Origin of the sequence: Pseudomonas sp. 9Ag (assembly GCF_902506445.1) — a bacterium.
Classification (GTDB): Bacteria; Pseudomonadota; Gammaproteobacteria; order Pseudomonadales; family Pseudomonadaceae; genus Stutzerimonas; species Stutzerimonas stutzeri_AB.
On the sequence record NZ_LR733836.1, the window covers coordinates 4174179 to 4187173 of the forward strand.

At 64.1% G+C, this 12995-nt stretch carries 14 protein-coding genes; 1 reads left to right on the forward strand and 13 read right to left on the reverse strand.

The features are described 5' to 3' along the window. Positions 1-121: 121 nt before the first annotated feature. Genes ALTERO38_RS19100 through ALTERO38_RS19115 form a run of 4 tightly spaced genes read right to left on the reverse strand, consistent with a single transcriptional unit; the run spans position 122 to position 2849 of the window. The gene (locus tag ALTERO38_RS19100) at positions 122-1411 is read right to left on the reverse strand and encodes an RNA polymerase sigma factor (RefSeq protein ID WP_256663921.1); all 1290 of its coding nucleotides are present in this window, start codon (positions 1409-1411) and stop codon (positions 122-124) included. A gap of 3 nt (positions 1412-1414) precedes the next feature. Beyond that, entirely contained in the window at positions 1415-1771 is a 357-nt protein-coding gene (locus tag ALTERO38_RS19105; RefSeq protein ID WP_159969341.1) for a YciI family protein, read from the reverse strand. Between the two features lie 60 nt (positions 1772-1831). Then, positions 1832-2299, reverse strand: coding sequence for a nuclear transport factor 2 family protein (locus ALTERO38_RS19110; protein WP_159969342.1), 468 nt, complete (start codon positions 2297-2299; stop codon positions 1832-1834). Positions 2300-2348: 49 nt separating this feature from the next. Continuing rightward, on the reverse strand, positions 2349-2849 hold the full coding sequence (locus ALTERO38_RS19115; protein ID WP_256663922.1) for a YciI family protein: 501 nt from the start codon (positions 2847-2849) through the stop codon (positions 2349-2351). On the opposite strand from ALTERO38_RS19115, the gene ALTERO38_RS19120 reads away from it, so the two are divergent. Then, a complete protein-coding gene (locus ALTERO38_RS19120) occupies positions 2848-4041 on the forward strand; it encodes a lactonase family protein (RefSeq protein ID WP_159969343.1) in 1194 nt (397 codons plus the stop codon). The genes ALTERO38_RS19115 and ALTERO38_RS19120 overlap by 2 nt on opposite strands. A 20-nt stretch (positions 4042-4061) precedes the next feature. On the opposite strand, the gene ALTERO38_RS19125 is transcribed toward ALTERO38_RS19120, so the two are convergent. Genes ALTERO38_RS19125 through flgE form a run of 9 tightly spaced genes read right to left on the reverse strand, consistent with a single transcriptional unit; the run spans position 4062 to position 12970 of the window. Then, positions 4062-5093 (reverse strand): hypothetical protein, encoded by a 1032-nt coding sequence (locus ALTERO38_RS19125; RefSeq protein WP_148925849.1) that lies wholly within the window; start codon positions 5091-5093, stop codon positions 4062-4064. A 14-nt stretch (positions 5094-5107) separates the two neighbouring features. Next, positions 5108-6022, reverse strand: coding sequence for a flagellar hook-associated protein FlgL (gene flgL / locus ALTERO38_RS19130; RefSeq protein ID WP_148925848.1), 915 nt, complete (start codon positions 6020-6022; stop codon positions 5108-5110). Between the two features lie 37 nt (positions 6023-6059). After that, positions 6060-7427 (reverse strand): flagellar hook-associated protein FlgK, encoded by a 1368-nt coding sequence (gene flgK / locus ALTERO38_RS19135; RefSeq protein ID WP_159969344.1) that lies wholly within the window; start codon positions 7425-7427, stop codon positions 6060-6062. Next, a complete protein-coding gene (locus ALTERO38_RS19140; RefSeq protein ID WP_102837132.1) occupies positions 7424-8446 on the reverse strand; it encodes a transglycosylase SLT domain-containing protein in 1023 nt (340 codons plus the stop codon). Before ALTERO38_RS19140 ends, flgK begins: the two co-directional genes overlap by 4 nt. Before the next feature lie 5 nt (positions 8447-8451). After that, positions 8452-9552 (reverse strand): flagellar basal body P-ring protein FlgI, encoded by a 1101-nt coding sequence (locus tag ALTERO38_RS19145; RefSeq protein WP_159969345.1) that lies wholly within the window; start codon positions 9550-9552, stop codon positions 8452-8454. 21 nt (positions 9553-9573) lie between these two features. Next, positions 9574-10236, reverse strand: coding sequence for a flagellar basal body L-ring protein FlgH (gene flgH, locus ALTERO38_RS19150; RefSeq protein WP_178114608.1), 663 nt, complete (start codon positions 10234-10236; stop codon positions 9574-9576). An 8-nt stretch (positions 10237-10244) separates the two neighbouring features. Next, a complete protein-coding gene (flgG, locus tag ALTERO38_RS19155; protein ID WP_159969347.1) occupies positions 10245-11030 on the reverse strand; it encodes a flagellar basal-body rod protein FlgG in 786 nt (261 codons plus the stop codon). 14 nt (positions 11031-11044) lie between these two features. Beyond that, entirely contained in the window at positions 11045-11773 is a 729-nt protein-coding gene (gene flgF / locus ALTERO38_RS19160; RefSeq protein ID WP_159969348.1) for a flagellar basal-body rod protein FlgF, read from the reverse strand. A 9-nt stretch (positions 11774-11782) separates the two neighbouring features. Continuing rightward, on the reverse strand, positions 11783-12970 hold the full coding sequence (gene flgE / locus ALTERO38_RS19165; RefSeq protein ID WP_159969349.1) for a flagellar hook protein FlgE: 1188 nt from the start codon (positions 12968-12970) through the stop codon (positions 11783-11785). Positions 12971-12995 lie beyond the last annotated feature (25 nt).

A 12995-nucleotide genomic window follows, 5' to 3' on the forward strand; every position in this document is an offset into this window, starting at 1 on the left:
AATGTGGTGGGAGTGTCGATACAGGGCGATTGATCGTGGCGATAACCGCGGACTCATGAAGATCCCTAGCGCTGCTTCGGGAGCGTCATCCTTGTAGGAGCGAGCTTACTCACGATCGCTTTCAAGCCTTGCGCTGCTCGGCATCCAGCTCATCGAGGCGCTGCTGCAAAAAGCGCTTTTCCGGCTCCAGCTGAGCCAGGCCCAACGCGGTTCGGTAGGCTTCACGGGCTTCGTCCAGGCGGCCCAGTCGACGGCAGAAGTCAGCGCGGGCGGAGTGCAGCAGGTGGTAATCGCGCAGTCCGCCGCGGACCAGCAGTTCGTCGATGGCAGCCAGCCCGACCCCGGCGCCGTCACGCATCGCCAGGGCTACCGCGCGGTTGAGTTCGATGACCGGCGACGGGCTGATGCGCAGCAACAGGTCGTAAAGCCCGACGATTTGCGCCCAATCAGTCTGCGCAGCACTGTGCGCCTCGGCATGCACGGCAACGATGGCGGCCTGCACGGTGTAAGGGCCGAAGCGCCTGGAGGCGAGCGCCCGCTCTACCAGCGCGGCGCCTTCAACAATCTGCGCCTGATTCCAGCGGCTGCGGTCCTGCTCATCGAGGCGCACCAGCTCGCCCGCCTCATCGGTACGCGCGGCGCGGCGGGAGTCATGCAGCAGCATCAGGGCCAGCAACCCCATCAGCTCAGGATCGGGCAACAGCTCAAGCAGCAGACGCCCGAGCCGGATAGCCTCGGCGCAGAGGTCGGCACGGGTCAGCTCGCTGCCGCGGGAGGCGGAATAGCCTTCATTGAAAACCAGGTAGATCACCCGCTTCACGTTATCCAGCCGAGCCGGCAGCTCTTCGTGTGTGGGTACTCGGTAGGGAATGCCCGCGTCGCGAATCTTCTGCTTGGCGCGGACGATGCGTTGGGCAATGGTGCTGGGTGAGGCAAGAAAGGCTCGGGCAATCTCTTCGGTCTTGAGATCGCAGACTTCGCGCAGCGTCAGCGCCACCTGCGCATCGGCCGGTAACGCCGGGTGGCAGCAGGTGAAGATCAGCCGCAGGCGGTCGTCTTCGAGGTCTTCACGCTCCCACTCAAGCTCGTTGTGGCTGTCCAGCTGATCGGCCAGCAGGCTCAGGGATGCATCGAAACGTGCCCGCCGGCGCAGCCCGTCGATGGCCTTGAAGCGACCAGCCGAGACCAGCCAGGCACGAGGATTGGAAGGCAGACCGTCACGCGGCCACTGCTGCACCGCCGCGATAAAGGCGTCATGCAGGGCTTCCTCGGCCAGCTCGAAATCGCCCAACAGGCGGATTAGCGTCGCCAACACCCGCCGCGATTGCGTGCGGTACAGGGTGTCGATTTCGGCCAGCGTCGGCCCAGCACCGATGTGCTCGGTCGAGGGCGGCCTGCCCCGCTCAGGCATCGATCAACGATCAGGTAACTGGCGCAACGGGCGAACTTCAATGCTGCCCAGCTGCGCGGGTGGGATCTTCGCCGCCAGGTGCAGCGCTTCATCCAGATCCTGCGCTTCGATCAGATAGAAGCCTGCCAGTTGCTCGCGGGTTTCGGCGAACGGGCCGTCGACGACCGACACCGCGCCCTCACGAACCCGTACGGTTTTGGCAGTACGCACTGATTGCAGCGGCTCGCCGGCCAGGAACTGGCCGCTTTCCTTCAGCCGCTCACTGTTGGCAACGCATTGCTCGACCAGCGCCGCCCACTGCTCGTCAGTCATTGAATCCACACGCTGCTCGTCGTAATAGATCAGGCACAGGTATTTCATGTCCTTCTCCGGTAGCGCCCGCCGGCTGCCGTGCGGGCAGCGACGGGACGAAGGGGTCGATCAGCTGGCGATGCCAGCCCGTGGTTCGGGTTCGATGCCGAAGTTGACCTGACCACTGGCCATGTCGAATGGCATCGAGAAATGCTCATGGACGACCTTCCAGTCGCCGTCCTGCCGACGCCAGCAACGGCTGCCGCGCATCCATCCGGACTGCATGTCGCCTTTTTCATCGGTGCCGCCGCAATGGCTCAGAAAATGACTATAGGCCAGGTCTCCGCTGACGTTGACTTCGAGCTCACTGATTTCGAAATAGCCCTCGCCCTGGCAAAAATCAAAGCAGTTCTGCCAGTGCTGGCGGTACGCATCGGCGCCCTTGAATTGCAGCGGACCGACCGCATCGAAGGCCCGTACGTCTGCGGCGTACTGCGCCATGATGGTGTCCAGGTCCTTGCGTACAGTGGCCTTTTCGAAGGTTTCGGTGAGTTGGCGAATCCGGGTTTCGTCCTGCGTTTGGCTGGGGCTGTTCATCTCGCTGTCCTCTTGGTTGATGATTCGGCTCAATCACACTCGCGGCGTATCAAGGCGGCGCCCGTGCCCCCAGCGCACGCACCTCGACGCTGCCCAGCCGTGCCGCCGGCAGGCGCGCGGCCAGACGGATCGCATCATTGAGGTCCTGGGTCTCGAACAGATAGATCGCCGCGGGCTGCTCGGAGCCGTCGCGCACCGGCCCGTCGCGCAGGAGCAGGCGGTCGCCCTGGCGGCGCAGGGTGGTAGCGCTCAACACCGGCTGCAGCGCTTCAGCGACGATCAGCTCGCCGCTGCGCCGCAGCTGCGCGTGGTACTCACGGCACTCGGCATCGAGCGCGGCGTGAAGACCTGGCGACAGTGCCGCCACGGCGTCTTCATTCAGGTAGACCAGGCACAGATAGCGCATCGCGGCATCCCCGAGGACGATTGCTGTTTTCTCTGGTCGACCGGCGATGGGAGAAATCGACAATGTCGGGAAAACTTTTTCCGCTTCCGCGCTCCAATCCAGATCAGGGGCGCACGCCCCATCGACATGACGGGAGCAGCCCATGCGCAGTCCATTGCGCGGCCTACTGCGGCGGCAACGCCTCGGCATTGCCGCCGCCCTCTTGGCATTCAGCACCTCGGGAGCAGCAGCACCCATGTATCAAGTATTGATCGGTAGCTACACCAGTGAAGGCAACAGCGAAGGGATTTACCGCATGCAGTTCGATGCCGAAACCGGCCTGATCGAACCGCAACCGCTGCAGGTCGTACGGACCCACAACCCGTCCTGGCTGACCCTGGACCTGAACCGCAACCGGGTCTACGCGGTAAACGAGAACGGGCCGGGACACCCTGACCCGGTGGGACGTGTGAGCGCTTTCATCCTGGCGCCGACCAGCGGCAAGTTATCGGTTCTGGAGCAGCAGATCACCCTGGGCGACGAACCCACCCACCTGAGCCAGAGCCGTGACGGACGCTACCTGTTCGTCTCCAACTACGGCTCGCGAGCAAACCCGGGTGGCAGCCTCGCGGTGGTGCCGCTGGCCAAGGATGGGACGCTTATGCCGGTCACCCAGATCGCCACGCACAAGGCCAGCGAAGCGCACCCGGAGCGCCAGCAATCGCCTCACGTTCATTCGGCGGTGATGTCGCCGAATGGCAAGACCCTGTTCGTCAGCGACCTGGGCGCCGACAAGATCTTCGTCTATCGCTACGACCCGGCCAACGCCGAGCGCCCGCTGTCGCCGGCCGATCCAGCCTTCATCAGCCTGCCGGACGGCAGCGGACCGCGTCATCTGGTGTTCAGCCCGGACGGCAGCCAGGCCTACGCAACCCTGGAGCTGAGCGCTCAGGTGGCGCGCTTCGACCATGTCGACGGCAGCCTGGTGCAGCGTCAGCTGGTGGATCTGGCGGCCGGCGGCGACGTCAGTCAGCATTCGCCCGGCGCCATCCATCCTTCGCCGGACGGTCGCTTTCTCTACGTCAGTGACCGCGCCGAGAAGAACCGCATCATGGTCTACGCCATCGAGGAGAACGACACCCTGCGCGAGATCCAGCAGCGCGACAGTGAAGGCCGCGAGCCGCGGGAGTTCGCCATCGACCCGAGCGGCCAGTTCATGCTCATTGCCAATCAGAAGAGCGATGCACTGGTGGTACTGGCGCGCGACCCCGACAGCGGCAAGCTGGGCGATACCGTGCAAACGCTGCCGATGGGCCGGCCTTCGGATGTGAAATTTATCGATCGCACCGGGCCCTAACAGGCCCGGCGCAGCATCGATCAGGAGAGCAGACTGACTACCGCAAAGCGGCTGATGGTCGCCTGTGCCACAACGGTCTGGGTGACCGCCGCGTAGCTGGAAGGGCTGCGCTGCATCAGGTTGAACACCGAGCGGGAGAAGTCCATCGCCCACTGCTTCTCATCGGCATGAGCCTGACGGGCAAGAAACTCGCGGATTTCCTGCTGGCGGTTGCTCAGCTGCTCGCGCAGCGAGGTGACCTTGTCGAGCCCGGCCACCACCGAGTCAAGCAGTCGCCGCAGTTCGCGGAAGGAGTCGAGCTGCAGCTCTTCGGGGAAGCTCAGCAGTTGCTCGTCCTCGCTCTGCACGCGGACGTATCGGCCTTTGTCGAACAGCTTGCCTTCGCCCTGCACCGCCAGTTGATCCTTGAGCTTTTGCCAGTCGCCTTCGCGGGCGGAAAACATCAGCTCGCCGTTCTGATCCAGTTCGGCGCGAATACCAGCCTGGCCCAGGCTGCCGTTGAAACGGCGCAGAATCTGCTCGTCGCTCATCTCGTCGTCGAGCACCACGGCCACCGGCTCGGCCAGTTGCCGACCGCCACTGAACAGCAGCGTCTCGCGGCCGGACTGGCGAATCTTGTCCAGCGACTCCAGCCCTTGCAGACTGAAACGGCTGCGCACCGGCTCGGTCAGTCGCAGTTTGAGATTGGCGTCCAGGGAATTGCCGGAGCGTTTGCTGCGCTCTTTGAGCAACTCGCCGACCTGCTGCACGGTCTGGCGAATGCTCTCCTCGCCGTTGGGCTGCGGCGAGCTGATCTGGCGGCTGAGGTTGAGCTTGAGTTGCGACAGACGCGTTTGCAGATCGCCGAGGTAGCTGTCGGCCGACTGCATCGAGGACAGTTGCTGATTGAGCTGCAGGCTGAAGCTGGTGTTCTTGCTGGGCGTCGTCTCGGTGTGCGGCGTTTCGGCCGGCGCACCGGCCCGCAGCGGCGCAGGCGCATCCCTCAGCAGCGCCTCGCGGCGTTCCTGTGGGTTGATTGCGGAAACAGCGGGGAGCTGCTTGCCAATCTTCATTCACGCTACCTCGGTCAGAGCATGCCGAACAGCGACAGCCCGTTGATCTTCAAATAGGTTTTCTGCGTCGCCTGCAGCGACAGCTGATAGTTGTTCAGGTCGATGCTGGCCGTGGCGTAATCGAGTTGCGACAGCTCGCCGTCGATTTTCTGGTTTACCAGCGAGACGTCCTCGTTGCTGCTCGACAGCAACGTCAGGGTGTTCTGCCGCCCGCCCAGCTCCGACACTGCACCGAGCAGGTCGCCGTGGGTCTTGTCGAGGCTGTTGAGCGTGGCGCTGATCGAGGCCTGCACCGCCGGATCGTTGGCGTCCAGCGCCGGATCGGCGAGCATTTTCACCAGGGTGTTGAGGTCGTTGAGCATACCGACGCCGCCACCGAACACCTGCGCAGCGGTGACATTCTCCTCGACCAGTACACCATTGGCGACTGCCGCCTGGCGGTATTGATCGTTGCCGGTCAGCCCGTAGCTCTGGGTGGCAGCGTCGAAGGTAATGGCCGGTCGGTCGCTGAGGGTGCCGGAGAAGAGGTAACGACCTTCTTCGTCGCGCACGTTGGCGAAGCTGAGGATGGTCCTTTCCAGATTGCCCATTTCGTTGGCGATGGCGGCCAGGTCTTCACTGGTGTTGCTGCCGTTGGCGGCCCACAGCAGCAGGTCGCGCACGTTGAGCATGGTGTCCGACGCCGCCTTGAGGTTGGCTTCCTGCTTGGACAGGTTGCCGGACACGTTGGCGATGTTGGTGCGGTACTGGGTCAGCGTCGCTTCTTCGCGCTGGATGCGCAGCACGCGTACGGCGGAGATCGGGTCATCCGAGGGCATCAACATGCGCTCGCCGGTGGCCATCTGCTGCATCAGCTTGCCGAGCTTCTCGGAGCTGGTGTTCATCGAGCCGTGCATCATGGCGGTGATCTGGGCGTTGGAGATGCGCATGGTGTCTTTCTCGTCAGTCGAACCGGCTCGCGCCGGCTCAGAACATCGCCAGTACGGCGTTGAACAGATCGTTGGAAGTGCTGATGACTTTCATGTTGGCCTGGTAGGCCTGCTCGTAAGCCATGAGGTTGACGGCCTCCTCGTCCAGGTTGACCGCGCTGACACTGTCGCGCTGGGCCTGGGCCTGCTCGGCCACGGTGGTCGCAGCGCGCAGGTCCGCCTGGTTCTGCCGGCTGGCACTGGCAACGCGGCCCACAAGGCCGGCGTAGGCGTCGTTGAGCGGTACGGTGTTGCCGGCAACCGTGACACCCGCCGACTTGAGATCAAGCATGGTGAGCAGGGTCTTGTTGTTGCCGACTTCGCCAGCGGCGCCGGAGAACGCCAGTTCCGAAGCGCCCAGGGCGTTGACCGCCAGCATGCCGCTGGTGCTGCTGGCGTTGTAGCTGAACAGGGGCTGGCCGGGATTACCGTTCAAATCGAAGCCACCGGCAAGGGCGTCATTGATCATCGTCGCCACGGCCGAGGCCATGTCGTGCAGGTCCTGCTGGGCCGGGCGCAGCGCGCCGTATTCCATGTCGTAGAGGCCGCCGAGTGAACCACCGATGCCCTGCTGGTTGAGCGGAAAGGTGGTCTTGGCGAAGACCAGCGTCATCTCCTGCTCACCGGCGAGGTTCGCGTTGATCTTCAACTGCCCCGCCGTTGCCCCGGCCACCAGTGGCTGACCGTTGGCCAGCGAGACATTCAGGGTGCCGTCAGCGGCTTCCTGCACGCGGATACCAGCATACTGGCTGAGATCCTTGACCAGATTCTCGCGGTAGTCGCGCAGGGTCGCCGTGTCGCGGCCCGAGGATTCCATTTCGCGGATTTGCGCGTTCAGCTCGGCGATGTTGCCGGACAGCCCGTTGATCTCGCTGGTCATCGCCACGCGCTGGCCCTGCAGGGCGTTGAGCTGGGTGCCGATGTTGCTGTTCAGCCCGTTGAAACGCTGCGCCAACTGCTTCGACTCGCCGATGATCTGCTGGCGCAAGGCGATGGATTCGGGGGTCGAGCTGGCTTCGCTGAGCGCGGCGAAGAAGTTGTCCAGGCCAACGCTGACGCTCGAGCCTTCGCTGTCGATCAGGCCTTCGAGGGCGGTCAGGTACTGCTGGCTGGTATTGAAGTAGTTCTGGTCGGTGCCGGCGCGCCAGAGCTGCTGATTCTGGAAGTCGTTGGACAGGCGCCGGATGCTGCCGACCTGCACGCCGCCGCCAATGCTGACCGAAGTCTGCCCGCCGAGCGATTGCAGGTCTGGTCGCAGGCGGCTGAAGCCGGGCGTGTTGACGTTGGCGATGTTCTGCCCGGTCGCCGAGAGGGCGATCTGCGAGGCGCGAACGCCGCTGTAGCCAATTTGACCAAGAATACTCACGACACGATTTCCTTCGGCTCGATCCGGATCGGTTGCGCAAACGCCACCGAGAGGTGGGCGCCAGCAACACTGCGCCCTGTAGAAAGAGCGACCGGATCGGCGACGGAATTAAGCGGCGATGGAGCAACAGGCGGAACGGCCTGCAACTGGGCCCGTGGTTCGCTCGGCGCCGGCGAAGCGGCACTGAGATCGTTGAGGATGTTGCGGGTGTAATTTCGCGTTTCCGCAAAGGGGATCTTCTGCACCCAGGCGCCCGTGCCGATCTCGCCCTTGCGCGGGTCACCGTGGCTCTTCAGCCATTCGTCCACCCGCCCGGGACCGGCGTTGTAGGCCGCCAGCGCCAGCGCCTGATGACCGTCGTAGCGATCGAGCATCTTGTTCAGGTAAGCGCTGCCGAGACGCTTGTTGTATTCGGCGTCGGTGGTCAGCCGCGCCTCGCTGAAGGGCAGGCCGAGCTCGGCTGCCATGTCCCGTGCGGTGCCGGGCATCAGCTGCATCAGGCCACGCGCGCCCTTGGGCGAGACGGCGGCGATGTTGCCACTGGACTCATGCTTGATCACGCTGTCGACCAGCGACTTGAAGCCGGCCTTGCCGCTTTCCCAGGCGCTGTCCAAGGCATCGACGCCGCGCTGCCAGGTGCCACGCAGCGCGTGCAGGCCACCGCTTTGCAAACCACTGCCAGCGTGACCGGCCAGTGCCGTCGGCGCGGGCGCGCCGACGGCCTCACCACTGAGCTGCTGCACCAGCATATCGGCGATCCCGGTCTGGCGTTTGCCGGCCAGGGTGTCAGCAAGGACTTCGTCGTAGAAGTCGCGCATGGTGTCCAGCTCGCGGCTGCGCATCGGGTTGCCGGCACCGAGCACATCGCCGGCCTTGCGCATCTGCTTGAGGATTTGCTGCAGGAACATCGCCTCGAACTGCTCGGCGACGACTTCAAGCTGCTGGCGCCGGGCTGCGGTTGGGCCGTCCTGGCGGTTGCGCAGGGTGTTGAGGTGTTGGGGGAGGGATACGATGCTCATAGTCGTTACATCACGATCAGTTCGGCGTTCAGTGCGCCGGCGCGTTCCAGCGACTGCAGGATGCTCATCACGTCGTCGGGTGTGGCGCCGAGACTGTTGATAGTGCTGATGATGCTTTCCAGACTGGCACCCTCGGGCCACTTGAACATGGCCTTGCGGTCCTGCTCGATGGTGACGTCCGACTGCGGCGTGACCACGGTTTCGCCGCCGGCAAAGGCATTCGGCTGGCTGACCTGGGGGTTCTCGCTGATGGTGACCGTCAGGCTGCCATGCGCCACGGCTGCAGCCTTGACCCGTACACCCTCACCCACCACCACCGTTCCGGTACGGCTGTTGAAGACCACCTTCGGCCGGGTGCGCCCTTCTTCCACTTCAAGGCGTTCGAGCATGGCCATGAAGCTCATGCGCTGGGTGCTGGTGAGCGGTGCCCGGATCGACACCTTGGTGGCGTTCAGCGCAGTCGCAGTGCCTTTGCCAAAGTAGGCGTCCACCGCATCGACCACGCGGGTAACGGTCTGGAAGCTAGGCTGGCGGACGTTGAGCATTACCTCGGGGCGTTCGGTAAAGTCGCTGGGAATCATCCGTTCAACCGTTGCGCCGTTCGGGATCAGGCCGGTGTTGGAGGTGTTGATGGCGACCTTGGAGCCACTGGCGCCCTCGGCATTGACGCCACCGACGATCACCGCGCCCTGTGCAAGCGCGTAGATCTCACCGTCGACACCCTGCAGCGGCGTCATCAGCAGCTGGCCCCCTCGCAGGCTCTTGGCATCACCCAACGAGGATACGGTGACGTCCACGGTCTGGCCGGCGCTGTAGGACGGCGGCACGGTGGCGGTGATGGTCACCGCGGCGACGTTCTTCAGTTTGGGGTCGACGTTCGGCGGCAGGTTCACGCCGAACTGCTTGATCATGTTAGTCACCGACTGGCTGGTGAACTTGACCTGATTCTTGTCGCCGGTGCCGTCCAGGCCTACTACAAGCCCGTAGCCGATCAGCTGGTTGCCACGGATGCCCTCGACATCCACCAGATCCATCAGCGGCACAGCATGGGCCGGCAGTTGCCAGCACAGCGCACAGGCGGCGAGAAACAGCTTGAGCGATTGCATCGGGCTACTCATGTTCAAGGCTTAAAGAGGGAACAGCGGCGACGCGAAGAACCGCGTCAGCCAGCCGGCCGAGTTGCTGTCGTTGAGCACGCCACGACCAGCGTAGGAAATCTTGGCGTTGGCCACGCTCTGCGAGGACACCTGGTTGTAGCGGTTGATGTCGTCGATGCGCACCAGCCCGGTCAGGCGGATGAATTCGTCCCCCTGGTTCAGGCGCAGGGCTTTTTCGCCCTTGATCAGCAGGGTGCCGTTGGGCAGCACGCGGTGCACGCTGACGGCGATGGAGCCGCGCAGGGTGTTCTGCTGTGAACTCTTGGCCGAGCCCTTGAAGTCGCGTTCGGCACCGGCAGAGGTCGCCACGTCCGGATAGGCCTTGCCGAGCACCGTCGGCACGTCGACGCCGATGCTCGATTCCTTGCCGAAGCTGGTGCCGGCGCTCTTGCTCGACTGGGTCGATTCGTCCAGCACCACGGTAAGGATGTCGCCCACTCGCACGGCACGCCGATCGCTGATCAGCGAGCCGGTGTAGCCGGAACGGAACAGGCCGCCACCAGTGGTCGGCGGCAGGCTGTAATCCAGCTCCAGCGGCTCGTACTCGGTCGAAGGCGCTTCCGGCAGCATTTCGTTGAAGCTGGCGCAACCGCCGAGCAAGGCCAGCACGACGAGCAGAATGGGCGTACGCATCACGATTCTCAGACGGTCTGGTTGAGGAACTGCTGCATGCCGCTGGCGGCATCGAGAACCTTGGCGTTGGCCTCGTAGGCGCGCTGGATGGCGATCATCGCCACCATGGCCTCGACCACTTGCACGTTGGAGCCTTCCAGTACGCCTTGCTTGAGCTGGCCGAGGCCTTCTTCGCCCGGTACGCCTTCGACGGCTTCGCCGCTGGCAACGCTTTCGCGGTAGAGGTTGCCGCCGAGGGCTTCCAGGCCACCCGGATTGGTGAAGTTGACCAGCGTGATCTGGCCCAGCTCCGACGGCAGGGTGTCACCGGCCAGCACAGCGGTAACGATGCCATCGGCGCCGACGGTGAAGCCGGTACTGCCCTGCGGCACTTCGATGGCCGGCGCCAACGGCAGGCCTTGAGCGTTGACCATCACACCTTCAGCGTTAAGCTGGAACTGACCGTTCTCGGTGTAGAGGATGTCACCGTTAGGCGACTCGACCTGAAAGAAGCCTCGGCCGACAATCGCCAGGTCCATCGGCTGACCGGTGGTCTGGATGCTGCCTTCGGTGAAGACCTTCTGGGTGCCGGCAACACGCACGCCGCTGCCCAGCTGGATGCCCGACGGCACGGTGTTGATCTCGTCCGCCTGAGCGCCGGGCTGCTTGTCGATGCTGTAGAACAGGTCTTCGAAGACCGCGCGGTCGCTCTTGAAGCCGTTGGTGTTGACGTTGGCCAGGTTGTTGGCGACGGTCGCCATCGCGGTGTCCTGGGCGGCCAGGCCGGTCTTGCTGACCCAAAGTGCGGAATTCATGCGTTATCTCCCGATCAGCTGCCGCGGATCATTCGGTTGCCGGCGTCGGAGAGGTCCTCGGCGGCTTTCATCATCTTTACCTGGGTTTCGAACAGGCGGTTGAGGCTCATGGTCGAGGCCAGTTCGTCGATCGCCGAGACGTTGCTCGACTCGAGATAACCGCTGGCCAGGCGCACGTCTTCGCTGGGCGCGGCCGGTTCGCCGTTGCGCGTCACCAGCAGGCCAGCCTCGTTCTTCGTCAGGTCGGCAGCCGCAACGTCGACCAAGCGGATGCGGTCCACTTCGGCCATCATCCAATCGCCCGGCGCCATGATCGACACGGTGCCGTCGTTTCCGATTTCTACCCGCTCATGCTCAGGCAGTTCGATCGGCCCGCCCTCGCCCATAACGGCGCGACCGTTCAGGGTCAGGCGACCTTCAGCATCGATCTGCATGCTGCCCTGGCGGGTGTAGGCCTCGCCTTCGCCATCCTGCAAGACGATCAGCCCGTTGCCCTTGACCGCGAAATCCAGAGCGCGCCCAGTGGCGACCATCGGGCCAGCCGCCAGGCTCACGCCGTTGTTTTCCACCACGGCCATGTGTCGGCTGTCATAGCCGTAGCCTTCGACCGCCACGGCCTCGGCGCGCTCGAGGTCTGCACGAAAACCCGGTGTGTTGACGTTGGCGAGGTTGTTGGAGCGCACCTGCAGCGACATCATCGTGCGGCTGGCGGCGGTCATCGCCGTGTATCCCAAACGATCCATGGATCAGCCTCAGAGTGCGCTAAACAGAACCTGGGTCAGTTCCTTGTTAGTGGAAATGACCTGGGTGTTGGCCTGGTAGTTACGCTGGCCTTCCATCAGGCCTACCAGCTGCTGGGTGAGGTCGACGTTGGAGCTTTCCAGCGCGCCGCTGGCCAGGCTGCCGTACTGGCCGACGCCCGGCGCACCGAGCATGGCCGCGCCGGAAGCAGCGGTTTCAGTCCAGGCGGTGCCGCTGATGTTCTTCAGGCCTTCGGCATTGACGAAGCTGGCCAGCACAACCTGGCCCTGGAGCAGACGCTCACCGTTGGAATAGCTGGCGTAGACCTTGCCGTCCTTCTCGACGCTCATGCCGGTCTGCTCGCCCGCCGAATAGCCGGTGGCGCGGTTGCTGGTGACGCTGAATTTCGAGCCGTACTGGCTAGTGCCGCTGTAGTCGAGCTGAATGGCCAGCGGATCGACGCCGCCGGTCAGAGCGGCGTTCAGCGGGACCTTGCCAATGGGCGCGGCCAGCGTGCCAGCGCCGTCAAAGGTCAGCGCTTGCGGGCCGGCGATGGCGGCGCCGTCGACGTAATAGTGAGCGTTCCAGCTGTTGTCAGCGGTCTTGGCGAAGTACTGCGTCAGGGTATGTTCCTTGCCCTGGGAGTCGTACAGCTTGGTGGTGTAGGTGGAGTTGTAGCTGTCGGCAACCAGCGGATCGAAGGCTACTGCCGGTACGTCCTGGTTAGCATCCAGGTTGGCGACAAAGCTCAGCTCGTCAGTGGCCTTGGCGGGCAGTCCGCCGGCCTTGAGCTGCAGGTCGCTGACGGTACCGGTTTGCAGGTTGCCGGTGGCGTCGGCCGGGTAGCCCTGCAGGCGCTGGCCGAGGCTGTTGGTCAGGTAGCTGTCCTTATCGGTGCCGAACACCCCGGCACGGGTGTAGCTCACATCGCCGTTGCTCGCACGGGTGACGAAGAAGCCGCCGCCGGAAATGGCCAGGTCCATGCTGCGGTTGGTGGTGGTCAGGGCGCCGCCCTGGCTGATGCTCTGGCTGGTGCCGGTGACTTCGACGCCCATGGCCTGGCTCTCGGCGTAGAGGCTACCGAAGTTGGCGCGCGAGGACTTGAAGCCCACGGTGCCGGCGTTGGCGATGTTGTTGCCAATGGTGTTGAGTTGTTCGTTGACGGCGGACAGGCCGGTCAGGGCGATATTGAAGCTCATGGGCTGATCTCGTACTTAAAAGGAA

Coding starts and splice junctions, on each gene's coding strand:
- ALTERO38_RS19100 (WP_256663921.1), bottom strand. CDS start 1,411: ATGCCTGAGCGGGGCAGGCCGCCCTCGACCGAGCACATCGGTGCTGGG.
- ALTERO38_RS19105 (WP_159969341.1), bottom strand. CDS start 1,771: ATGAAATACCTGTGCCTGATCTATTACGACGAGCAGCGTGTGGATTCA.
- ALTERO38_RS19110 (WP_159969342.1), bottom strand. CDS start 2,299: ATGAACAGCCCCAGCCAAACGCAGGACGAAACCCGGATTCGCCAACTC.
- ALTERO38_RS19120 (WP_159969343.1), top strand. CDS start 2,848: ATGCGCAGTCCATTGCGCGGCCTACTGCGGCGGCAACGCCTCGGCATT.
- ALTERO38_RS19115 (WP_256663922.1), bottom strand. CDS start 2,849: ATGGGCTGCTCCCGTCATGTCGATGGGGCGTGCGCCCCTGATCTGGAT.
- ALTERO38_RS19125 (WP_148925849.1), bottom strand. CDS start 5,093: ATGAAGATTGGCAAGCAGCTCCCCGCTGTTTCCGCAATCAACCCACAG.
- flgL (WP_148925848.1), bottom strand. CDS start 6,022: ATGCGCATCTCCAACGCCCAGATCACCGCCATGATGCACGGCTCGATG.
- ALTERO38_RS19140 (WP_102837132.1), bottom strand. CDS start 8,446: ATGAGCATCGTATCCCTCCCCCAACACCTCAACACCCTGCGCAACCGC.
- ALTERO38_RS19145 (WP_159969345.1), bottom strand. CDS start 9,552: ATGCAATCGCTCAAGCTGTTTCTCGCCGCCTGTGCGCTGTGCTGGCAA.
- flgH (WP_178114608.1), bottom strand. CDS start 10,236: ATGCGTACGCCCATTCTGCTCGTCGTGCTGGCCTTGCTCGGCGGTTGC.
- flgG (WP_159969347.1), bottom strand. CDS start 11,030: ATGAATTCCGCACTTTGGGTCAGCAAGACCGGCCTGGCCGCCCAGGAC.
- flgF (WP_159969348.1), bottom strand. CDS start 11,773: ATGGATCGTTTGGGATACACGGCGATGACCGCCGCCAGCCGCACGATG.
- flgE (WP_159969349.1), bottom strand. CDS start 12,970: ATGAGCTTCAATATCGCCCTGACCGGCCTGTCCGCCGTCAACGAACAA.